The organism is Vagococcus entomophilus (assembly GCF_003987595.1).
GTDB classification, from domain to species: Bacteria; Bacillota; Bacilli; order Lactobacillales; family Vagococcaceae; genus Vagococcus_E; species Vagococcus_E entomophilus.
Genome location: NZ_NGJZ01000002.1, coordinates 33,814 through 56,195, shown reverse-complemented (window position 1 = coordinate 56,195; position 22,382 = coordinate 33,814). Strand labels below are relative to the sequence as shown.

The window sequence follows — 22,382 nt, the reverse complement described above, 5'->3', positions numbered from 1 at the left end:
AAGCTTTATTCTACTCGTGGTGACAATGATGAAAACTTATTATACTCTTTGATAAAGAGTAACTCTACTGTCCCACGCGCCCCACTTCTATTTTTTTCAATAATCACTTCAATTATATTGTTTGGTTCAGATGCCTCATGATCATCATCTTCCCCATTTTCTCGGTCATAATAGTCATCACGATATAAGAAAGCCACGATATCGGCATCTTGCTCAATAGATCCAGACTCACGAATATCACTTAGAACCGGTCTCTTATCTTGTCTTTGCTCAACTCCCCGTGACAATTGGGACAAGGCAATCACTGGAACTTTTAGCTCCTTTGCAAGCTTTTTAAGTTGTCGTGAAATTTCGGATACCTCTTGCTGTCTATTTTCTCGTCCAGTTCCTTCAATTAACTGTAAATAATCAATCAAGATTAAACCCAAGTTTCCTTTTTCTTGTGCTAGTTTCCGACACTTCGCCCGAATTTCAGTAATCTTAATCCCAGGAGTATCATCAATATAAATATTGGCTTTTGAAAGACTCCCCATTGCCACAATTAAGTTCGACCATTCTTCTTCAGAGAGTTGTCCCGTCCGCAAATGCGCTGCTTCAATTGACCCCTCTGCACAAAGCATACGATTTACCAGCGATTCTGCACCCATTTCAAGACTGAAAATTGCAACCGACTTATCTGTTTTCGTTCCAACATTTTGTGCGATATTCAAAGCAAAAGCTGTCTTCCCAACGGCCGGCCGTGCAGCCAAGATGATTAGTTCTTCTTGTTGTAAACCAGCGGTCATTTTATCAAGTGCACTATATCCAGTTGGCAAACCAGTGATTTCTTCATTTTGTTGTGACAATTGATCAATTTGAGTAATGGTTGTATTCAATACATCCGCTATCGAAAGAAAACCACTACGATTTCTTTTTTCAGAAACTTCGAGAATCCTTCGTTCTGCTTCATCCAAGATGGTTTCAACATCTTCACCTTGTTCAAACCCTTTTGACACAATCTCAGTGGCAGTTTGTATCAAATTTCTTAGTAAAGACTTTTGCTCCACTATTTTAGCGTAATACCCAACATTTGCAGCCGTCGGTACAGCTAACGCTAATTCAGAAAGATAACTAATACCACCAATGTCTTCTAGCAAATTTAATTGCTCTAAACTATCCTTTACTGTAATCACATCAACGGCTTCATTGCGATCATTTAGTGCAATCATCGTTTGAAAAATCAATTGATGCCCCCGACGATAAAAGTCTTTTGGCTCTATATATTCCAATGCTTCCACAACAGCATCCGCATCTAGAAACACTGAACCAAGAACGGCTTGTTCAGCTTCTATATTTTGTGGGGGCAAACGATCTGGCCAGATTTCACTCATGCATTTTCTCTCCTCATTCAGCTCACTTCTATAGACTTTATTAGTATCCATCATTTGAAAAGAAAGCAATTCTAGCCTTTCCTAACGTATTTGTTTTAGCTTCGTTACTTTCTTACTCTTCTACAACATGCACTTTTAATGTTGCTGTTACTTCTTGATGTAATTTAATTGGAACATTCGTAAAACCTAGCGCGCGGATTGGTTGGGCCAAATCCATTTTTCTCTTATCAACTTTAATTTTGTGTTGCTTAGTTAAAGCATCGGCTATTTGTTTGGAAGGAATTGAACCAAATAAGCGACCATCTTCGCCAGATTTTGCTTTTATTTCAACATTAAATCCTTCAGCTTCAATTTTTTCTTTTAACGTTTCAGCTTCTTGTTTGATTTCAGCTTCTTGTTTTTGCTGCGCTTTTTTTTGACCTTGTAATTCGCTCACACTACTTCTAGTTGCTTCTTTTGCGAGTCCATTTTTGATCAGATAATTTTGGGCATAACCTGAGGCTACCTCTTTGATATCCCCTTTTTTCCCTTTTCCTTTTACATCTGCTAAAAAAATAACTTTCATCATAACCTCTCCTTCATGACTACCTATCTATAAATTCTTGCTAATCTACTATCTAATTTTAACATAAAAAGACCCAAGTAGCGACTGATTTTAATTGTTTCACGTGAAACAAAAAAGGCTGCATAGATTTCTCTATACTGCCTTCTTCTATGTTTTTAAGCTTCTTCTCCAACGAATGGTAGTAAGCCCATAATACGTGAACGTTTAATTGCAATCGTTAATTTACGTTGATATTTTGCTGAAGTACCTGTTACACGACGAGGTAAAATCTTTCCTCTTTCTGAAACAAATCTTTTTAGCAATTCAACATCTTTGTAATCGATATGATCGATATGGTTAGAAGTAAAGTAACAAACCTTACGACGTTTTTTTCCGCCTCTTCTTTGTTGTGCCATCATTTTCCCTCCTTATCAAATTTTAAATTAGAATGGTAAATCATCATCTGAAATATCAATTTGAGAAGAATCTCCAAACGGATCTGAAGTATTTCTTTCAAAACTTGGCGTTTCATTTTTTGTTGATTGACCTGAAGTTGGGGCAAATGACTGATTGGTATTATTTGATTGTGGCGCACCAAAATTGGATTGTCCATAATCAGAATAACTATTATCAGAATGTTGACGTTGTTCACTAGCAGCTTTTGACTCTAGCAATTGGAAGTTATCGCAGACCACTTCAGTTACATATACTCTTTGGCCCTGTTGATTTTCATAGTTTCTAGTCTGAATACGACCAGTCGCTCCCATCAAGGTACCTTTTTTCGCAATATTTGCCATTGTTTCAGCTGGTTTTCTCCAAATCACACAATTGATGAAATCAGCATCTCTATTTCCATTTTGGTTAGTAAAATTTCTGTTTACAGCCAAAGTAAAAGTAGCCACAGCTGTACCGCTAGCAGTATATCGTAAATCAGGATCTTTTGTTAGTCTTCCTACTAATACAACGTTATTAATCATTTGTCCAGCTCCTTCCTCTACAATGTTTCATGTGAAACATTCGGTATATACATGAATCTTTTTATGCTTCTTCTTTCACAACCATGTGACGTAAAATGTCTTCGTTGATTTTAGCTAAACGATCAAATTCGTTAATTCCATCAGCATTTTCAGAAGAAACTTTTACGATATGGTAGATACCTTCGCGGAAATTATTAATTTCGTACGCTAAACGGCGTTTTTCCCAATCTTTTGATTCTAGGACTTCAGCACCGTTGTCTTTTAAGATAGTATCAAAACGTGTTACTAAAGCAGTTTTTGCTTCTTCATCAATGTTCGGACGAATAATGTACATGATTTCATATTTCGTTGCTTGACTCATTGATTTTCACCTCCTCGTGGACTTTGGCTCTTTCTTTTAAAGAGCAAGGAGAGCTTGTCTTTGTATAGACTACTCACAAATATAAATTATACTACATCTCTATCAAAATTGCAATAACATATTGAATCTACAACATTTTATAAACCTCTTTTTTTAAACTTATCCAATCTATTTTATGTGCTTTTTTTATAAAAAAAGCATCTAACCCATCTATCCACATGTGGATAGATGGGTTAATCGTTATTTTTCTTGCTTTATCCACAATAAAAAAGTAGAGACGACAGGACAATCCCTTACGTCTCTACTCTGTTTAAATTCACTTAGCCTTCAGTACTGTCTGTTTCTACCTCTTCCAAGGATTCTTCTGCAGCTACTTTAGCCATGGTTGATACAATACTTTCTTTTTCTAAACGAATGAGCCTTACTCCTTGAGTCGAGCGCCCTGTTTGTGAAACAGAGTCGATGCCAAAGCGTATAATCACACCTTCATTGGTTATCAGCAATATATCCTCGCTGCCATCAACGGTGGTTAAACCTGCTAGTGGTCCATTTTTATCGGTAATATTGGCTGTTTTTATTCCTTTACCACCCCGACCTTTGACAGGATACTCACTGGCTGCCGTACGTTTTCCATAACCTTTTTCTGTGATGATCAGGACTTCAGAATTTTCTTCCAAAATGTCCATTCCCACGACATAATCTTCTTCTCTTAGTCGAATCCCTCGGACTCCTGAAGCGTTTCTTCCCATATCTCTTACAGCTGTCTCTGAAAAAGTGACCGAATATCCTTTATGCGTTCCAATAATAATGTGTTTGTTCCCATCTGTCAGGGTCACATTCATCAACTCGTCGTCCTCTTTTAGTGCAATCGCTTTTAGACCATTGCTACGAATATTGGAGAAGGCAGTGACAGTTGTTCGTTTCACTGTCCCTTTACGCGTTGTAAAAAATAGATACTGACCTTCTTCTGAAAGTCCCTCTACATTTATAATCGCTTGGATCGTTTCACTAGAATCAATTCCTAAGAGATTAATCACTGGTATCCCTTTGGCTGTACGACCGTATTCTGGAATTTCATAGCCTTTTGCACGATAGACTTTCCCGTTATTTGTAAAGAATAGGAGCGTATCGTGGGTCGAACAAGATACTAAATTCTCAACAAAATCGCCATCATGAACGCCCATGCCTTGAACGCCACGACCACCGCGACGTTGTGAACGAAACTCAGAGCTTGCCAAACGCTTGATATAGCCGTTGTGCGTCAATGTGATGACCACATCTTCTTCTTCTATCAAGTCCTCATCCTCAAGGCTTAAAACTTCTCCTACAAGCAATTCTGTCCGGCGTTCGTCACCGAACTTGCTCTGAATCTCTCTTAACTCTGTCTCAATGATTTCTAAAATTCGATGATGATTTGCTAGAATATCTGTCAAATCAGCAATCAATTTCATCAATTCTTGATATTCTTTTTCGATTTTATCTCTTTCCAAACCAGTTAAACGACGCAAACGCATGTCTAAGATAGCTTGTGCTTGTCGATCAGAAAAAGTAAAGCGTTCAATCAAAGCTACCTTGGCGACATCATCGGACTCAGAACCACGGATAATAGCAATAATCTCATCGATATGATCCAAAGCAATCCTTAAGCCTTCCAAAATATGCGCACGAGCTTCAGCCTTTTGTTTGTCAAATTCCGTACGACGACGAATGACTTCTTCTTGATGTTCCAAATAATATTCTAAAATCGGCTTCAAGCCCAAAACCTTTGGTACACCTTTTACGATAGCCAACATATTGAATCCAAAAGAGGTTTGTAACGCAGTCATTTTGTATAAATTATTTAAAATAACCGAAGCACTCACATCTCTTCTTACATCAATCACAATTCGCATTCCTTCACGAGAAGATTCATCACGTAAGTCGGTAATTCCTTCAATTCTTTTGTCTCTGGCAAGTTCTGCGATTCGCTCAATGAGTTTGGCTTTATTAACCATGTAAGGAAGTTCCGTTACCAATATCCGTTCTTTCCCGTTCTTCATCTCGCTCACATCGACTTTAGCTCGAACAATAATCGAGCCTCTACCTGTTTCATAGGCACGACGAATGCCAGATTTCCCCATCACAAGTCCACCCGTTGGAAAATCAGGACCAGGGAGTACTTCCATCAGATCAGCCGTAGTTGCCTCTGGATTTTTCATCAATACATGAATTGCTTCGATGACTTCTCCTAAATTATGAGGAGGAATATTTGTTGCCATTCCGACTGCAATCCCTGTTGTACCATTGACTAGCAGGTTAGGGAAACGTGCTGGTAAAACGTCTGGTTCGCGTTCCGTTTCATCATAGTTGCTATGAAAATCCACTGTATTTTTATTAATATCTCGCAGCATTTCAAGAGCTATTTTACTCATTCTTGCTTCTGTATACCGCATTGCTGCAGCGCCATCACCATCGACTGACCCAAAGTTCCCATGACCATCTACGAGCATCTTACGGTAGCTAAAAGGTTGGGCCATTCTAACCATTGACTCATAAATCGCACTATCACCATGTGGATGATATTTACCCATAACGTCCCCGACAATCCGGGCTGATTTTTTATGTGGTTTGTCAGGTGTCACCCCTAACTCATTCATGCCATATAAGATTCTTCTGTGCACAGGTTTTAAACCATCACGCACATCTGGCAATGCCCGGGCAACAATTACACTCATCGCATAATCTATAAACGATTCGCGCATCTCACTGGACAAGTTGACATCTTGAATATTCTTTCTTACTTCGTCTGTCATGTCACCTACTCCTTCATTTTACTAGATATCTAAATTCTTAACGTAACGCGCATTTTCTTCGATAAAGAGTCTTCTCGGCTCTACTTTATCCCCCATTAGCATTTCAAAGACACGATCGGCTTCAATCGCATCATCAACTGTCACACGTGACATCAGTCGATTTTCTGGGTCCATTGTCGTTTCCCATAGTTGATGGTCATCCATTTCACCAAGACCTTTGTAACGCTGAATAGACGGTTTAGGCGACGTTGGTAACTCTTTAATCACACGAGCCAACTCTTCATCTGCATGCTTACCAGATTGCACATAGGTGATATTCTTCCCTTGTTTGACACCATACAAAGGAGGTTGTGCAATGTATACATATCCAGCTTCTACAATAGGACGCATATAACGATAAAAAAGTGTTAACAATAATGTACGAATATGCGCACCGTCAACATCGGCATCCGTCATAATCACAAGCTTATGGTATCTCGCCTTGGATACCTCAAAATCAGCACCAAATCCTGTTCCCATCGCTGTAAATAATGAACGAATCTCTTCATTTGCTAGTATCTTATCCATACTTGCTTTTTCAACATTGAGGATTTTTCCACGAATCGGCAAAATTGCTTGGAATTCCCGACTACGTCCTTGTTTGGCAGATCCTCCCGCAGAGTCTCCTTCGACAATAAATAATTCACATTTTTCTGGTTCACGGCTAGAACAATCTGCTAATTTACCAGGAAGGTTACTAATTTCTAGTGCACCTTTTCTACGTGTTACTTCTCTTGCACGCTTGGCTGCTTGTCTTGCTTTTGCTGCTAGTATCCCTTTTTCAACTACTTTTTTTCCAACTGTAGGATTTTCTAGTAAAAATTTATTAAAAGCCTCAGAAAACAAACGGTCAGTTACAGTCCTAACTTCAGAATTTCCAAGTTTTGTCTTTGTTTGACCTTCAAATTGCGGATTGGGATGCTTGATGGAGATCACGGCTGTTAGACCTTCACGAACATCTTCCCCACTTAGGTTTTCATCGTTATCTTTCATTATCTTTTGTTTTCGAGCATAATCGTTAATCACACGCGTCAACGCTGTTTTAAATCCTGATTCGTGCGTTCCACCTTCATAAGTGTGAATGTTATTGGCAAAACTCATCACATTCGTATGGTAGCCATCTGTATATTGAATCGCCACTTCTACCGAAATGTCTTGTTGCTCGCCTTCAATATAAATCGGTTCTTCAAACAAAACTGTTTTCGTGTCATTTAAGAACTGAACATAACTCTTAATTCCGCCTTCAAAATGAAACTCTTTTTTTATTGGTTCTTCACTACGTAAATCTTCAATTGTTATTTTCAACCCACGATTTAAAAATGATAACTCACGAATTCTTGTCGCTAGCTTTTCAAACTCAAATTCAACTGTTTCTTTAAAAATCTCGGGATCAGGAATAAAGTGAACCGTCGTTCCATGACGTTCTGTTTCTCCAATAACTTTTAAATCGGCTACAACTGCCCCTTGATGATACTCTTGGTAATAGATTTTACCCTCTTTGTACACCTTTACATCTAATTGGGTCGAAAGGGCATTTACAACCGAAGACCCTACACCATGCAAGCCTCCTGATACTTTGTATCCGCCACCGCCAAATTTCCCTCCTGCATGTAGCACAGTAAAAACAGTCTCTACAGCTGGCCGACCTGTTTTAGCCTGAGTGCCAACTGGAATTCCACGTCCGTTATCAATAACTGTGATACTATTATCTTTTTCGATAATGACATTGATTTCATCACAAAAACCCGCTAAGGCCTCATCGATAGCATTGTCGACAATTTCCCACACAAGGTGATGCAAGCCTTGACCACTGGTAGAACCAATATACATACCTGGACGTTTTCGAACAGCCTCTAGCCCCTCTAAAACTTGAATCTGACTCGCATCATATTCTTGTGCGCGTTCTTTTAAGTTCTTTTCTTCTGTCAAATTTATTCACTTTTCCTTTCTATCTTACCCTCTGAAACATGAAAAATGGCAGGTTTGCTTTTCATTTTATCTTCGATGTGCGCCAAACTCGTTGTGGTTAAAAATGTTTGAACTTTTCCTTCAATTGCCGCCATCAGATGAATTTGACGTTCATCATCAAGCTCACTGAGCACATCATCTAAAAGTAATATCGGATATTCTCCTATTTCAGCATTCATTAATTCGATCTCAGCAAGCTTGATACTCAAAGCTGCTGTTCGTTGTTGACCTTGTGAACCAAACGTTTGAACATTTTGCTGATTGACTAAAAAGAGTAAATCATCTCGGTGAGGTCCCACAGAGGTTGTCTGTTTCATTAGATCCCTTGCTTGATTTTTTTTCAAAGCTTCCAGAAAAACAGCTTTTAATTCTTCACGTTCCATTGATTCATCAACCTTAATGCTTGGTTCATAGCAAATTGCTAAGTCTTCTTTTTGTTGCGAAATCGTTTCATGAATTTCGTTTGCCCAATGCATTAGTTTCTTTAAAAATTGATAGCGGTAAAAAAGAACGAAGCTGCCAGACTCTGCCAGCTGTTCTGCTAAAACTTCTAAAAAAACCTCATCTTTTTTCTTTGTTTCATTGATTCTCCGCAGATATTGATTACGCTGTTTGAGCAGTGTTTGGTACTGAGACAGCTGATACAGATAATTGGGATTGACTTGTCCAAGCTCCATATCAATAAATCTTCGTCTTACCTGTGGCGAACCTTTTACCAAAGATAAATCTTCTGGTGCAAAAAGAATCACATTTAAGAACCCTATATAATCACTTAGCCTACGTTGTTCCAAGTGATTAATTTTGGTTTTTTTTCCTTTGGCCGAGATCGCCATCTCAAGCTTGACTGAACTATTCCTCTTTTGAACATTTCCTTCAATCCGTGCAATATCTTCTCCCCAACGAATAAACTCTTTTTCGTTGTTCGTTCTATGGCTTCTTGTCATAGCGAGTACATAGATACTCTCAAGTAAATTGGTTTTTCCTTGCGCGTTTTCTCCTAGAAAAATTGTTAAATTGGGAGAAAAATCAAGCGCTAATTGCTCGTAATTCCGGTAATTTTCAAGATGAATATCCGTTAATTTCATTACGCTTGATCCTTATGATCATTCACTGAGCTCTTTTTTTTCTCCATAAAAAAAGTACCTACTTCAGGTATTTCAATCATCATGTTTTCATATAATTTACGACCTCTGCGGTTTTCAAGCTCGCCATCTACAAAAACAGTTTGTTCTTGTAAATACCACTTCGCCATCCCTCCGCTTGAAATTTCATTGATTTCTTTTAAAAATTGGCCTAAAGTAATATATTCTTTATTTAGTTTAAATGTTTGTTTCAATTTTGCACCTTCTTATCCAAAAAACTATACTTATATTATACCGTTAATTTTGAAGAAAAACAAATTTATCTGCATATTTTTCCATATAGAGCTTTTCAGACACAAAACGACAAATTTATCATTTTTTACTGACTTGCGCTCTTATCGAATTTTAGATAGCTTAAAAAAGAGAGACCCAAATTTATATTTGAGTCTCTCTTTTGTTTTGACTGGATATTAATTTGTACGAACCGGAGTAATCAACTGAACAAAAGCTGTTTCAGTATCAGTTGGCTCAAGCGTGAATGGTCGAATCGCGGAGATAAACTTAACAACAATCTCCCCTTCACCAAAAGCTTTTAAGGCTGCTTTCATATAATCGGGGTTAAAAGAGATATCTAGTGCCTCACCTTGAACGTTTTTATAGCTTAAGGCTTCTTCAACATTCCCAATTTCTGGCGAATTCCCGTAAAGAATCACACTATCTGGTGAGATAGATAATTTTACGATATTATTGCGTCCTTCATGTGAAAGTAAAGATGCACGATCAATTGCTGAGAGTAATTCAGGGACTTGAAACTCAATTTCTGTATTGAAGGAAGTTGGAATTAAACGATTTGTATCAGGATAGTTTCCTTCAAGTAAGCGTGAGTAAAAGTACATATTAGCCGTTTTAAACAACACTTGATTTTCCATAATACTAATTTCAACCAACTCTTCTTCATCTTTAAAAGATTTAGAAAGTTCTAGCAAGCTTTTTCCGGGAATCACAATATTAAAATCTTCAATTGCTTGTTCTACTGGAATCACCCGTTGGCTCAAGCGATGACTATCTGTTGCAACTGCTAAGAGTTCAGACGAATTTAACACAAAGTGTACGCCAGTTAAGATGGGACGACTCTCATGCATAGAAACAGCAAAAGTGGTTTCATTAATCAATTTATTAAGTACACGAACAGGTAATTTTAATTGATTCTTTTCATCAATTACAGGTAAATGCGGATAGCTCTCTGCATCCAAACCATTTACAGTAAAAGCAGCTTTCCCAGAAGTAATCGAAACTTGATTGTTACTAAGAACTTCTAAAGAGAGATGATTTTCTGGTAGTTTTCGAATAATTTCATTGAAAAATCTTGCTTGGAGGACAATAGCACCTGTTGTTTCAATGTGCATTTCAGCTTTTTCATCGGTTACAGGCAAGAAAGTTTCAATTGAAATATCCGCATTACTACCTGTAAGGGCTAGCCCTTCATCTGACAATACAATTTTTACACCGGTTAGGATTGGAATAGTGGTTTTGGAAGAAATTGCTCTTTGGACAGTAGCTAATTCTGCTAAAAACGCATTTCGATTCAATGTGACTTTCATTTTTATGTGCTCCTTTTTGATTGTTTATTATTAATTAAATAAAATAATAGTAGTAGTAGGGACTGTGGAATCTGTGGATAAGTTCTTTGAACGAGTAAGACATAAGGAGTTATCCACTGTGGATAAGTTGTGGATAAATTTTCATTTCTTATCGATTTATCCACATCATGATAGTAAGTGATTTTTGATTTCAGTTACTTCTTTTTGGATGGTCATATCTTTGACCATTAATTGTTGAATTTTTTCATGTGCATGAATGACAGTTGTATGATCTTTTCCGCCAAATTCTGCACCAATTTTAGGCAATGAATTGTCCGTCAACTCACGAGCTAAAAACATGGAAATTTGTCGCGGAACGACAATACTTTTCACTCTTTTTTTTCCTTTGAGATCTTTCAGCTGAACATGATAATAATTGCAAACTTCTTCTTGGATCGTTAGGATGGACAATTGATTGTTTTGTGTAGCTGGTTTCAGCGTTTTGAGCGCGTCTGCCGCTAAACTCGTAGAGATATCGTTGCCTTGCATGGTTGCAAAAGCTTGCACGCGCACAAGTGCTCCTTCCAACTCTCGAATATTAGAATCAATCTGGCCAGCAATATAACTGAGCGTATCGTCGGGAATCTCTAGACGTTCGGCATCGGCTTTTTTCCTTAAAATAGCAATCCGTGTTTCTAAGTCTGGTGGTGTAATATCTACTGAAAGTCCCCAAGCGAAGCGGGAGACTAAACGCTCTTGTAGTTTCGGAATTTCATTTGGCAAACGATCACTGGTTAGGACAATCTGTCTTCCTTCATTATATAAAGAATTAAAAGTATGAAAGAATTCCTCTTGAGTCCCCTCTTTGTCAGCAAAGAATTGGATATCATCTACCAAAAGCAAGTCAACATTGCGATATTCTTGGCGAAAAGCCTCAGAAGTTCGATTTTGGATAGAATTAATAAAATCATTCGCAAACGATTCGCTACTGACATATTTGACTTTTGCAGAAGGGGTATTTACGAGCATTTGATGTCCAATTGCATGCATTAAATGAGTTTTTCCAAGGCCAACGCCCCCGTAAAAAAATAAAGGATTGTAGGTTGATCCAGGATCTTCGGCAACCACTAATGCTGCTGCATGAGCCATTTGGTTGCCCTTACCAATTACAAAGGTATCGAATGTATACTTTGGATTTAACAAAGCTTTTTTGCTATTTTGTTTGGTTATGTCAGATATGAGTGGTTCTTCTTTTTTTAATGGTTCGCTGGGAGAAGCAAGTTCGTTATGAATGATGAACTGCGGTGTAATTTCCTCACCAGTTAGTCGAAAACCAGTTTCGACGATTTTAGATGCCAAATTTTTTTCCCAATATTCTTTATGGAGTGTAGAGGGGACTTCAATGGTTAATTGATTGTTTTCTAGACTCACAGGTCGTGCTTGCTCAATCCAGGCATTAAAACTTGGGGTGGTCAGAATTGTACGGTAGCTATCTTCTAATTCTTTCCATATGTATTCAATATTGGGCACATGTGTTTCCTCCTTTTTAAAAATTTCGTCATGTACCATTTTAGCACTTATAAAAAAAGTTTTCCACTGAATTTGAAAACCTGTGGAAAAAAAATTAACAAAAGAATAACAACTTTTCCACAGGTCTGTGAATAAGAGTGCTTTTTCTTCTGTCACTTAAAGTTATACACAGAAACATGTTAGAAACAAGCCCTTTATTTAAAAGAGTTTAGAGCACTTATAAACAGATCAAAATCCTCTTGTGGATAACTTTGTAACACCCTGTTTTTTTGTGTATAAATCTGTGATAGATGAAAAGTAACTTTCAAAATAAAAAAAGCTATCCACAGGCTAATGCCAAATAAAATAGTTTGATTGTGGATAAAAAATCGATTTTGTAATTTTATTTCCAAAATTGTTCTTTAGCGTCTGCTGTAAAAACAACGAAGAAATTAGGAGAATCTTCGGGCTTCTATTGACAAAATCGTTCTTTATTCGGTATACTGTTAAAGTCTGTCCGACTAGTTATAGAGGATAACAAAGAATTTAGGAGGTGGATGAAGATGAAAAGAACTTACCAACCAAACAAACGTAAAAGACAAAAAGTTCACGGATTCCGTAAACGTATGAGCACAAAAAATGGTCGTCGTGTAGTAGCTGCAAGACGTCGTAAAGGAAGAAAAGTGATTTCTGCATAAGCCACACGAGTATTTCCAGTGGTTTTGCTTAGCGAGTGCAACAAAGGTTTCTAAGCAAAAATAATATGAGTGCTATTTTTACGATAGCGAATAGTCAAAGCAATGTGGAGCGTGTCGTTCATATTGCTTTTTTGTTTTGCTATAGGGTGCGTGCAATAAGGAAGATGTTTATAAACGCTATAAGAGCTTTTCAAAGCTGGGGGTGCTTGTTTGCATGAGCGGAGTTTTCCAAAAAAAGAACAAGATTCTTGCACACTTTTGTGCTATTATATACCGTGTGGGCATGCATCTAATAGATGATTAAAATGAAAGGGTTGTCTTATGAGAAAGTCGTATCGTATAAAAAAAGAACAAGAATTTCAAAAGATTATACAAACAAGGCAATCGTTTGCGAACCGGAATTTCGTTGTCTATATAATGAAGAAAAATGTGCAACCTCATTTTCGTGTTGGAATATCTGTGGGAAAAAAAGTGGGGAATGCTGTGAGACGAAACCGTGTTAAGCGACAAATTCGTCAAGCATTATTCGAGTTGAAGGAAGACATTTCGTCTGAGTATAATTTTGTGGTGATTGCCAGACCAGCAGTAATCCATTTAAATACGCGCGAAGTGAAACAAAATATCCGGCATGTCTTAAAGTTAGCCAAAGTAATGAATAAATAAGAGAGAGGGAATGTAAGTGAAGTTTAGATTAAAGAAAAAATATCTACTAGTTTTAATGATGCTTGGATTGGTCTTGGTTTTGACCGCATGTGGGCAAGGAGAGATTAGTAAAAATAGTACTGGGATTTGGGATCGATACATTGTGTATTATTTTGCAATGGCCATCAAGGGGTTATCTTTTGGTAATTCTGGAATTGGGATTATTCTATTTACACTGATTATTCGGGTTATCTTGTTGCCGCTTATGCACTTTCAAAATAAAAGTATGCGAAAGACGCAAGAACTGCAGCCTAAAATCAAGGCGCTTCAAGAGCAGTATGCTTCTAAAGATGCAGAAACAAAAAGAAAACTGCAAGAAGAACAGCAAAAACTCTACAGCGAACATAACGTGAACCCATTAGCTGGCTGTTTACCGCTGCTAGTTCAAATGCCTATTATGATGGCATTGTGGCAAGCAATATCGCGCGAACCTAGTTTGACCAAAGGACATTTTTTATGGCTAGAATTAGGGCAAAAAGATCCGTACTTTATCTTGCCAATATTAGCAGCCATCTTTACCTTTGCAAGTACGAAACTAACGAGCATGAGTCAAATTGAGACAAATAGTAGTTTAAAGATGATGAATTATATGATGCCGGCTTTAATCTTGTTTATGGGAGTTAATTTAGCCAGTGGACTTTCCTTGTATTGGGTAGTCTCAAATGCCTTCCAAACTGCTCAAACTTTGTTGCTAAACAATCCTTACAAGATAAAAAAAGAGCGAGAAGAAGAAGAACAAAAACGACGTGACTTAGAACGAGCACTTCGCAAAGCTCAAAATCCTAGGAAGAAAAAGAAAAAAGGCTAAAGATACTGAGGAGGTTTGGACCATGAAAAAATTCGTTGGAGAAACTGTTGAGTCAGCCATTAAAAATGGTTTAGAAACTTTAAATTTATCGGCAGAAGAAGTAGATATTTCTATTATTCAAGTTGGAAAAAAAGGCTTTTTTGGAATCGGACATAAAGAGGCAGTGGTCTCGATGAAACCAAAAAAACTCGAACCAATAAATGAGGAGCCAGCTGTTTTCGAAGAATCTTTTTCACTCAATAAAACCAAGCCTTCTCAAGACTTAGAGCAAACTATTGAGCAAAAATTGCAACAATACTTAGAAGCTGTTACAGAAAAAATGGGCCTACCAACAACGGTTCAAGTTGTCAAGGAGCAAGAAGTGTTGAACGTCCAAATGGAGGCGGAGTCCTTGGGATACTTAATTGGAAAACATGGACGTATGCTCAATGCTTTTCAACAAATTGCTCAAGCTTTCGTTCATCATTTACTAGTTGAAAATGTAAAAGTTGTGGTGAATATCGGGAATTACCGGGAAAAAAGAGCGATAATGTTGGAAAACTTAGCCATAAAAGCAGCGAGCGAAGCCATTGCAACCAAACAGCCAGTGTTTTTGGAACCGATGCCTGCGTTTGAAAGAAAACAAGTTCATGCCATATTGAGTAAAAACAGTGAAGTTGTGACTCATTCTGAGGGACGTGAGCCATATAGATATTTGGTTGTAGAGAAAAGAACCAGTAAAAATTGAGATAGTTTTCTAAATGGAGCAACTTGAGGAGCTTTCATTTAGAAAACTATCTTTGTTTGGCTGCATACGTGCGAGTAGTTAAATCATGAGTCGAAAGTCAATATGTGCTATAATTGATTAAAAAGTGGAGGGAACAAAGGATGAAAAAAAGACGGATGTTGTTAGTTACGGCCTGCATTTGGATATTGACTTGGTTTTAAGCGCTTGACTAAGTTTTATGAATACATACGGGTAAGGTTAGAGAGAGTGTATCATGTCTTTTGGTGATGCCAAAAAGAGTGTGCAACAAAAGGGAGTATCCTTTTTGTTGCATGCTCTTTTTTATGGAGTGAGAGTGAGCTGATTTTAGGTAATTATCACCAAAATCTATTTTTTGATTGTTCGTATTTGAGTTAAAAGCGTAAACAAGTAAATCAAACTCAAATAAATCAGGTGTCTTTGAATATAGGTATAATTTACTATAAATGATTTTTAGATAAATAACCTCGAATATTAGAAAGCGCTTTATATACGAACGTTTGTGAATAGAAAAGTAATTTGTATTAGAGATTTACCTTTCTTGGGTTTTTATGTATAATGGCAGTGAAGGTCGAGGAGGAATGCATCATGCGCATGGTCGATATCATCGAAAAAAAGCGAAATGGACAATCATTATCTAAACAGGAAATTGATGAGATTATTCAAGGCTATACACAAAATGAAATTCCAGATTATCAGATGAGTGCCTTATTGATGACAATCTTTTATGAAGATATGTCTGATCAAGAGATTACAGACTTAACCATTGCAATGGCCAACTCTGGGGATAAAATTGATTTGTCTATGATTAAAGGGATTAAAGTGGACAAACACTCCACTGGTGGTGTAGGGGATACAACAACCATTGTATTAGCACCGTTAGTAGCGAGTGTCGGTGTTGCGGTAGCCAAGATGTCAGGTAGAGGACTAGGGCATACGGGTGGAACAATTGATAAGTTAGAATCTATCCCAAAGTTTCACGTGGAACTTTCTAATCGTCAGTTTATAGAGCTAGTTAACGAAACAGGCATTGCAATTACGGGTCAATCAGGGGATTTGGCCCCAGCAGATAAGAAGATGTACGCTTTAAGAGACGTGACGGCAACAGTTGATTCTTTACCACTGATTGCAAGTTCTATTATGAGTAAGAAAATTGCTTCAGGAGCAGATGCGATAGTCTTAGATGTTACGACAGGTGCTGGTGCATTTATGAAAGAGTTGAGTGCAGCACGTCGTTTAGCCAAAACAATGGTGAAAATTGGTCAATTAGCCAACATCAAAACAATGGCCATCATATCAGACATGTCTCAACCTCTTGGTGAAGCGATAGGTAATGGTTTAGAAATTATCGAAGCTATTGAAACGTTGAATGGGAAAGGTCCTAAAGATTTACAAGAAATGGTGTATGTACTAGGAAGTCAGATGGTTGTCTTGGCGGAAAAAGCGGATACCTTGGATGAGGCAAGAGTTCTTTTAGAAGAATCTATAAAAAGTGGAAACGCGCTAAAAAAATTCAAAGAAATGATCCAAAATCAAGGGGGAGACGCTTCGATTGTGGATACGCCAGAACTGCTGGCTGATGTCCCATATAAAGTGGAATTACCAGCAAAATCAAAAGGGTTTGTCCAAGCAATGGATGCTGATAAAATTGGAATTGCGGCAATGATGCTTGGCGCAGGTAGAAAAACAAAAGAAGATACGATTGACTATAATGTAGGGATTAAATTGCATAAAAAAATTGGGAATCCAGTAGCAAAAGGAGAATCATTGCTTACGATTTATGCGAACCAAAATGACCTTGAAGAAGTGAAGCATTTGCTTTATCAAACCATTCATATTGGCGCAACGGGTGACGAACCAAAACTCATACAAGAAATTATTACAGAATAGAGGAAAAGATAGTGAACACGAAGCAAGAATGGATTGATAAAGCAAGAGTTGCCTATCAAAAGGCATATGTCCCGTATTCGCATTTTCCAGTCGGGGCCTGCTTGGTAGCAAAAGATGGGACGACATTTACAGGTGTAAATATTGAAAATGCTTCTTTTGGATTAACCAATTGTGCAGAACGTACGGCAGTTTTTAAAGCAGTATCAGAGGGATACACCGAATTTCAGCATATTATCATCGCAGGGGAAACAGAAGCGCCAATTGCACCGTGCGGCGCTTGTAGGCAAGTCTTGAGTGAGTTTTGCTCGGCAGATATGCCTGTTACATTAGTTAATAAAGATGGGAAACTAAAAGAGTTGACTTTAGGTGAGTTATTGCCTTACTCATTTGCAACTTTAGATTAAACGGGGTTGTCACAGCTGTTCGTTAGCTGTTAAACATAAAAAGAAAATCATAGGGGGATTTTAAAACGATGAAAGCATCGAAAAAATTGGGTTTAGGGATAGTGTCTTTAGTAGCAGTTATGAGTTTGGCTGCATGTGGAGGAAGTACTAAATCAAGTTCTACAGGTAAGACGGATGCTGCACATTCTGCCGCACTGATTACAGATACAAACGGTGTGGATGATAAATCCTTTAACCAATCAGCTTGGGAAGGAATGAAAAAGTGGGGGAAATCTGAGGGGTTGAAAGAAGGAAAAGGTGGGTATGCTTATTTTTCTTCAAGTAGCGAGTCAGATTATAAACCAAACGTAGACCAAGCGGTAGCAGCTGGTTTTAAAACAATTTATGGTGTGGGCTATTTATTAAAAAATACTATTGAAGAAAGTGCTTCAAAGAATGCAGATACGAATTTTGTTATCATTGATGATGTGATTACCGGTAAGAAGAATGTTGTTTCAGCAACGTTTAAAGATAACGAATCTGCTTATTTAGCAGGAATTGCAGCAGCTAAGTCAACAAAAACAAAACAAGTTGGCTTTATTGGTGGGATTGAAGGAGAAGTTATTGACCGTTTTGAAGCAGGATTCAAAGCAGGAGTCAAGTCAGTAGATGCTTCAATTACTGTCAAATCACAATATGCAGGATCTTTTGGGGCTCCTGATAAAGGAAAAACGATTGCAGCAGCCATGTACCAATCAGGTTCAGATATTATCTATCAAGCCGCTGGTGCAACTGGAGCTGGGGTTTTCTCAGAGGCAAAAGCAATCAACACACAAGGAGACAAAACGGTGTGGGTGATTGGGGTTGACCGCGATCAACAAGCAGATGGAAGCTATACCGCAAAAGATGGAAAAAAAGCCAACTTTACCCTTACTTCTACGGTAAAAGGCGTAAATCAAGCAGTTGTAGATATCAATACTCAAGCTAAAAAAGATCAATTTCCTGGTGGCAAACATTTGGTTTATGGATTGAAAGAAAATGGTGTGAGTTTAACAGATGGTCAACTATCTGATACAGTCAAGGCAGCAGTGAAAGAAGCAAAAGAAAAGATTATTAGTGGAGCAATTACCGTTCCAGAAAAACCTTAATTACATCTAAAGAAGCTGGGTTTTATTTTACCCAGCTATTCTTTTATTAAAAATTTTCAAGAAAGATCGTTAGGGTAGTGCTTAATTATCTTTCTTGAAAACTTTCATCAAAAAATAGAAGAAAAGCAATGAAGGAGGATACTCTTGGAAAACGAAAAATATGTCATTGAGATGAAACAGATAACAAAAAAATTCGGGAATTTCAAAGCAAATGATGGGATTAACTTGCAAGTTCGACCAGGAGAAATCCATGCATTATTAGGCGAAAATGGTGCTGGAAAATCGACTCTGATGAATATTTTATCCGGTCTACTACAACCGACGTCAGGTGAAATCTATCTTTCAGGAAAAAAAGTAATAATTGAAAATCCAACCACAGCCAATCAATTGGGGATTGGAATGGTTCATCAACATTTTATGTTAATTGATGCCTTTACAGTTAGTGAAAATATTGTACTAGGAAGCGAACCCACCAAAAATGGTGTGTTGAAAAAGCGACAAGCAGAAAAAGAAATCGAACAATTGTCACAAAATTATGGATTGAAAATTGATCCTAAGGTGCTTGTACAGGATATTTCAATTGGGATGCAACAGCGAGTAGAAATTTTGAAGACGTTATATCGAGGAGCCAATATATTGATTTTTGATGAACCAACTGCCGTATTGACACCTCAAGAAATTAAAGAACTTATCAAAATAATGCGTGAACTTGTGAAAGAGGGAAAATCAATCATCTTAATCACACACAAGTTGGATGAAATCAAAGAAGTAGCGGATCGTTGCACGGTAATTAGAAGAGGGAAAAGTATTCAAACTGTTGATGTGAAAGATGTTTCCTCTCAAGATTTAGCAGAGATGATGGTAGGTAGATCCGTGTCATTTCGGACGGAAAAGACGAAAGCAAAGCCTGCAGGAGAGGTTTTGTCGATAAAAGATTTGGTTGTCAAAGAAAATCGTGGCGTGGAGGTGGTCAAATCTTTAAATTTATCCATTCGTGCAGGAGAAGTTGTCGGGATTGCGGGCATTGATGGGAATGGGCAATCTGAACTGATACAAGCTTTGACTGGTCTTAGAAAATGTGAAAGTGGCAAAATCTATCTGCATGGAAAAGAAATTACCAACCAAATGCCAAGATCTATTACAAATCAAGGGGTAGGGCATGTGCCAGAAGATCGACACCGGGATGGACTCATCCTTGAGCTGACATTAGCTGAAAATATGGCGTTACAAACCTACTACAAAGCTCCTATGAGTCAGCACGGGGTTTTGAGTTATCAAAATATTAACCAAAAATCCCGAGAGCTGATTCAAGAGTATGATGTCCGGACTCAAAGTGAACTAGTTCCTGCAAAAGCGTTATCTGGAGGCAACCAGCAAAAAGCAATTATTGCCCGTGAAATCGATCGGAATCCTGACGTGTTGATTGTATCACAGCCAACACGAGGGCTAGATGTAGGAGCAATTGAATATATTCATAAGCGGTTGATTGAGCAACGAAGTAAAGGAAAAGCAGTACTTCTTGTGAGTTTTGAGCTCGATGAAATCTTGAATGTTTCGGATCGAATTGCTGTGATTCATGATGGACAAATTGTTGGAATCGTTAATACCGATGAAACAAACGAACAAGAGTTGGGATTACTGATGGCTGGCAGTAAAAAAAGCAGCCTAAAAGAAATGAAAGTGGGGAATAAGAGTGACGCTTAAAAAAGAGTTGCGTAAAACAGTAGCGGTCTCATTACTCTCAGTTGTTTTTGGATTTATTCTTGGTGCGGTGATTATGCTGGTTTTTGGTTATGATCCGATTGCGGGATACACCTCAATGATTCGTTCTTCTCTAGGAACAACGAGAACGATTGGAGAAACCGTTAGTCAAGCAACGCCGCTGATTTTAACAGCATTGGGCTTTTCGGTCGCGAATTCTGCAGGCTTTTTCAATATTGGGCTTTCAGGACAAGCACTTTGTGGCTGGGTAGCTAGTGTATGGGTAGCCTTGGCATTCAATTCTTTGCCTGCGATTGTGTTAATTCCTCTTGCGATTTTTGTTGGTGCACTGGCAGGGGCTTTTGCCGCAGCGATTCCGGGTGTTTTAAGAGCATATTTTGGCACGAGTGAAGTGATTGTTACGATTATGCTGAATTATATTTTCTTATATCTCAGTACGTATATTGTGCACAATTCAATGGCAAAATCGATGCTTTCTAGTAAAGATAGTACCATTCAGGTTGGAAGTCATGCATCTCTTAGGATTAGTGCGTTGAGTGATTGGACCATGAATTCTAGTATCAATGGAGGAATCATTATTGCCTGTATTGCTCTATTTTTGATGTGGTTCGTGATGAAGAAAACGACTTTAGGTTTTGAAATCCGTTCAGTGGGTTTGAATCCTTTTGCCTCTGATTATGCAGGGATTAGTAGTAAGCGCACCATTATTGTTTCTATGATTTTGTCAGGTGCACTTGCAGGTCTTGCAGGAGTTGTCCAAGGGCTTGGAACCTATCAGAACTTTTTTGTTCAGGGTGGTTCTTTGTCCATTGGGTTTGACGGCATGGCAGTATCTCTTCTTGGTGCAGGAAGTGCAGTTGGAATTTTCTTTTCTGCTATATTGTTTAGTATTTTAAAGGTTGGAGGACTGGGTATGCCCCTAGATGCAGGGGTGCCCTTTGAACTTGTAAACATTGTCATTGCGAGCATTATTTTCTTTGTTGGAGTCAATTATCTGATTCGTTTGCTGCTAACAAGAAAAAAAAGGCGAGAAATAGTCGCCCAAGTGGATAGTCAGTCTAGGGAAGATGGACAAAATAAGCAAGAAGGAGGCATCCTATAATGAGTATTGTTGCAACGATTGCCTTAGTGGTTTCGTCGACACTGATCTATTCTACACCGCTGATTTTTACCGCACTTGGTGGAACTTTTTCTGAGCGTGGGGGAGTGGTCAATGTTGGATTAGAAGGAATCATGGTTATGGGAGCCTTCAGCTCAGTTGTCTTTAATTTGTCATTTAGTCAACAGTTGGGTGTATGGACGCCTTGGATTGGATGTTTTGTCGGTGGAATGATTGGACTGATTTTTTCATTGTTGCATGCGGTAGCGACAATCCATTTGCGCGCAGATCACATTATTAGCGGAACGGTTATCAATTTGATGGCACCTGCGCTAAGCGTCTTTTTGATAAAAGTGCTATATGGAAAAGGTCAAACGGACAACATTTCAGAATCTTTTGGCTACTTTAACTTTCCAATTCTTGCACGTATCCCAGTTCTTGGTCCAATCTTTTTTAAGAATACTTCGAGTGTCGCTTATGTCGCGATTGTGATTGCTATTTTATCTTGGTGTGTATTATACAAAACAAAGTTTGGTCTTCGTTTGCGTTCGGTAGGGGAAAATCCCCAAGCTGCTGATACGCTTGGAATTAATGTCTTGGGCATGAAGTATGCGGGAGTTTTAATTTCCGGTTTTCTTGGTGGCGTTGGCGGAGCAGTATTTGCACAATCAATCTCGGTTAATTTTTCTGCTTCTACAATTGCAGGTCAAGGGTTTATTGCAATGGCCGCTATGATTTTTGGGAAATGGAATCCACTAGGAGCTATGGGTGCTGCTTTGTTCTTTGGCTTTGCTCAGTGCTTAAGTATTATTAGTGCTCAGTTGCCACTAATTAACCGTATTCCAAATGAATTACTCCAAAGTGCTCCGTATCTCTTGACGATTTTGGTGTTAGTAGTTTTCTTTAGTAAAGCAAGAGGTCCCAAAGCGAATGGGCAGGTTTATGTGAAATCCAAATAGTCAAGC

General features: G+C 38.1%; 21 protein-coding genes. 10 read left to right on the top strand and 11 right to left on the bottom strand.

Annotation, left to right across the window (positions count from 1 at the left end; translation table 11 throughout):
• Positions 1-5: 5 nt before the first annotated feature.
• The 11 genes from dnaB to dnaA form a co-directional block, all read right to left on the bottom strand.
• Positions 6-1,370, bottom strand: coding sequence for a replicative DNA helicase (gene dnaB, locus CBF30_RS06295; RefSeq protein ID WP_126823925.1), 1,365 nt, complete (start codon positions 1,368-1,370; stop codon positions 6-8).
• Between the two features lie 112 nt (positions 1,371-1,482).
• Positions 1,483-1,935: a 50S ribosomal protein L9 gene (gene rplI, locus CBF30_RS06290; RefSeq protein WP_126823923.1), complete on the bottom strand. Its 453-nt coding sequence runs from the start codon at positions 1,933-1,935 to the stop codon at positions 1,483-1,485.
• A gap of 155 nt (positions 1,936-2,090) precedes the next feature.
• On the bottom strand, positions 2,091-2,330 hold the full coding sequence (gene rpsR / locus CBF30_RS06285; protein WP_126823921.1) for a 30S ribosomal protein S18: 240 nt from the start codon (positions 2,328-2,330) through the stop codon (positions 2,091-2,093).
• 27 nt (positions 2,331-2,357) lie between these two features.
• Positions 2,358-2,891 (bottom strand): single-stranded DNA-binding protein, encoded by a 534-nt coding sequence (ssb, locus tag CBF30_RS06280; RefSeq protein WP_126823919.1) that lies wholly within the window; start codon positions 2,889-2,891, stop codon positions 2,358-2,360.
• Between the two features lie 61 nt (positions 2,892-2,952).
• On the bottom strand, positions 2,953-3,252 hold the full coding sequence (gene rpsF / locus CBF30_RS06275; RefSeq protein ID WP_126823917.1) for a 30S ribosomal protein S6: 300 nt from the start codon (positions 3,250-3,252) through the stop codon (positions 2,953-2,955).
• A 320-nt stretch (positions 3,253-3,572) separates the two neighbouring features.
• Positions 3,573-6,044: a DNA gyrase subunit A gene (gene gyrA, locus CBF30_RS06270; protein ID WP_126823915.1), complete on the bottom strand. Its 2,472-nt coding sequence runs from the start codon at positions 6,042-6,044 to the stop codon at positions 3,573-3,575.
• Between the two features lie 21 nt (positions 6,045-6,065).
• Entirely contained in the window at positions 6,066-8,012 is a 1,947-nt protein-coding gene (gyrB, locus tag CBF30_RS06265; protein WP_126823913.1) for a DNA topoisomerase (ATP-hydrolyzing) subunit B, read from the bottom strand.
• Positions 8,013-8,014: 2 nt separating this feature from the next.
• Positions 8,015-9,136, bottom strand: a complete 1,122-nt coding sequence (recF, locus tag CBF30_RS06260) for a DNA replication/repair protein RecF (protein ID WP_126823911.1) — start codon at positions 9,134-9,136, stop codon at positions 8,015-8,017.
• Positions 9,136-9,387 carry a S4 domain-containing protein YaaA gene (gene yaaA, locus CBF30_RS06255; RefSeq protein ID WP_126823909.1) on the bottom strand — a complete coding sequence of 84 codons (252 nt, stop codon included), beginning with the start codon at positions 9,385-9,387 and terminating at the stop codon, positions 9,136-9,138. The genes recF and yaaA overlap by 1 nt, the downstream gene beginning before the upstream one ends.
• Before the next feature lie 216 nt (positions 9,388-9,603).
• A complete protein-coding gene (gene dnaN, locus CBF30_RS06250) occupies positions 9,604-10,734 on the bottom strand; it encodes a DNA polymerase III subunit beta (protein ID WP_126823906.1) in 1,131 nt (376 codons plus the stop codon).
• A gap of 165 nt (positions 10,735-10,899) precedes the next feature.
• Positions 10,900-12,282 (bottom strand): chromosomal replication initiator protein DnaA, encoded by a 1,383-nt coding sequence (gene dnaA, locus CBF30_RS06245; protein ID WP_425469870.1) that lies wholly within the window; start codon positions 12,280-12,282, stop codon positions 10,900-10,902.
• Between the two features lie 503 nt (positions 12,283-12,785).
• On the opposite strand from dnaA, the gene rpmH reads away from it, so the two are divergent.
• The 10 genes from rpmH to CBF30_RS06195 all read left to right on the top strand — a co-directional run bounded on the left by rpmH (position 12,786) and on the right by CBF30_RS06195 (position 22,376).
• Positions 12,786-12,920, top strand: a complete 135-nt coding sequence (gene rpmH / locus CBF30_RS06240) for a 50S ribosomal protein L34 (protein ID WP_126825512.1) — start codon at positions 12,786-12,788, stop codon at positions 12,918-12,920.
• Positions 12,921-13,241: 321 nt separating this feature from the next.
• Positions 13,242-13,583: a ribonuclease P protein component gene (rnpA, locus tag CBF30_RS06235; protein ID WP_126823902.1), complete on the top strand. Its 342-nt coding sequence runs from the start codon at positions 13,242-13,244 to the stop codon at positions 13,581-13,583.
• A 55-nt stretch (positions 13,584-13,638) separates the two neighbouring features.
• Entirely contained in the window at positions 13,639-14,430 is a 792-nt protein-coding gene (locus CBF30_RS06230; RefSeq protein ID WP_126825509.1) for a YidC/Oxa1 family membrane protein insertase, read from the top strand.
• 22 nt (positions 14,431-14,452) lie between these two features.
• Positions 14,453-15,157, top strand: a complete 705-nt coding sequence (gene jag, locus CBF30_RS06225) for an RNA-binding cell elongation regulator Jag/EloR (protein WP_126823900.1) — start codon at positions 14,453-14,455, stop codon at positions 15,155-15,157.
• Positions 15,158-15,763: 606 nt separating this feature from the next.
• A complete protein-coding gene (locus tag CBF30_RS06220; RefSeq protein ID WP_126823898.1) occupies positions 15,764-17,065 on the top strand; it encodes a pyrimidine-nucleoside phosphorylase in 1,302 nt (433 codons plus the stop codon).
• A gap of 11 nt (positions 17,066-17,076) precedes the next feature.
• The gene (locus CBF30_RS06215; RefSeq protein ID WP_126823896.1) at positions 17,077-17,469 is read left to right on the top strand and encodes a cytidine deaminase; all 393 of its coding nucleotides are present in this window, start codon (positions 17,077-17,079) and stop codon (positions 17,467-17,469) included.
• Between the two features lie 68 nt (positions 17,470-17,537).
• Positions 17,538-18,596 (top strand): BMP family lipoprotein, encoded by a 1,059-nt coding sequence (locus CBF30_RS06210; protein WP_126823894.1) that lies wholly within the window; start codon positions 17,538-17,540, stop codon positions 18,594-18,596.
• A gap of 144 nt (positions 18,597-18,740) precedes the next feature.
• Positions 18,741-20,300: an ABC transporter ATP-binding protein gene (locus CBF30_RS06205; protein ID WP_126823892.1), complete on the top strand. Its 1,560-nt coding sequence runs from the start codon at positions 18,741-18,743 to the stop codon at positions 20,298-20,300.
• The gene (locus CBF30_RS06200) at positions 20,290-21,420 is read left to right on the top strand and encodes an ABC transporter permease (RefSeq protein ID WP_281273589.1); all 1,131 of its coding nucleotides are present in this window, start codon (positions 20,290-20,292) and stop codon (positions 21,418-21,420) included. Before CBF30_RS06205 ends, CBF30_RS06200 begins: the two co-directional genes overlap by 11 nt.
• The gene (locus CBF30_RS06195) at positions 21,420-22,376 is read left to right on the top strand and encodes an ABC transporter permease (RefSeq protein ID WP_126823890.1); all 957 of its coding nucleotides are present in this window, start codon (positions 21,420-21,422) and stop codon (positions 22,374-22,376) included. Before CBF30_RS06200 ends, CBF30_RS06195 begins: the two co-directional genes overlap by 1 nt.
• The last annotated feature ends 6 nt before the right edge of the window (positions 22,377-22,382 follow it).

What these genes read in the sequence shown, in the direction of transcription:
- rnpA (WP_126823902.1), top strand. Translation starts at nt 13,242, where the DNA reads ATGAGAAAGTCGTATCGTATAAAAAAAGAACAAGAATTTCAAAAGATT.
- rpsR (WP_126823921.1), bottom strand. Translation starts at nt 2,330, where the DNA reads ATGGCACAACAAAGAAGAGGCGGAAAAAAACGTCGTAAGGTTTGTTAC.
- rpmH (WP_126825512.1), top strand. Translation starts at nt 12,786, where the DNA reads ATGAAAAGAACTTACCAACCAAACAAACGTAAAAGACAAAAAGTTCAC.
- dnaB (WP_126823925.1), bottom strand. Translation starts at nt 1,370, where the DNA reads ATGAGTGAAATCTGGCCAGATCGTTTGCCCCCACAAAATATAGAAGCT.
- CBF30_RS06195 (WP_126823890.1), top strand. Translation starts at nt 21,420, where the DNA reads ATGAGTATTGTTGCAACGATTGCCTTAGTGGTTTCGTCGACACTGATC.
- gyrA (WP_126823915.1), bottom strand. Translation starts at nt 6,044, where the DNA reads ATGACAGACGAAGTAAGAAAGAATATTCAAGATGTCAACTTGTCCAGT.
- rplI (WP_126823923.1), bottom strand. Translation starts at nt 1,935, where the DNA reads ATGAAAGTTATTTTTTTAGCAGATGTAAAAGGAAAAGGGAAAAAAGGG.
- jag (WP_126823900.1), top strand. Translation starts at nt 14,453, where the DNA reads ATGAAAAAATTCGTTGGAGAAACTGTTGAGTCAGCCATTAAAAATGGT.
- CBF30_RS06210 (WP_126823894.1), top strand. Translation starts at nt 17,538, where the DNA reads ATGAAAGCATCGAAAAAATTGGGTTTAGGGATAGTGTCTTTAGTAGCA.
- dnaN (WP_126823906.1), bottom strand. Translation starts at nt 10,734, where the DNA reads ATGAAAGTCACATTGAATCGAAATGCGTTTTTAGCAGAATTAGCTACT.
- dnaA (WP_425469870.1), bottom strand. Translation starts at nt 12,282, where the DNA reads ATGGTACATGACGAAATTTTTAAAAAGGAGGAAACACATGTGCCCAAT.
- CBF30_RS06220 (WP_126823898.1), top strand. Translation starts at nt 15,764, where the DNA reads ATGCGCATGGTCGATATCATCGAAAAAAAGCGAAATGGACAATCATTA.
- recF (WP_126823911.1), bottom strand. Translation starts at nt 9,136, where the DNA reads ATGAAATTAACGGATATTCATCTTGAAAATTACCGGAATTACGAGCAA.
- CBF30_RS06230 (WP_126825509.1), top strand. Translation starts at nt 13,639, where the DNA reads ATGATGCTTGGATTGGTCTTGGTTTTGACCGCATGTGGGCAAGGAGAG.
- rpsF (WP_126823917.1), bottom strand. Translation starts at nt 3,252, where the DNA reads ATGAGTCAAGCAACGAAATATGAAATCATGTACATTATTCGTCCGAAC.
- ssb (WP_126823919.1), bottom strand. Translation starts at nt 2,891, where the DNA reads ATGATTAATAACGTTGTATTAGTAGGAAGACTAACAAAAGATCCTGAT.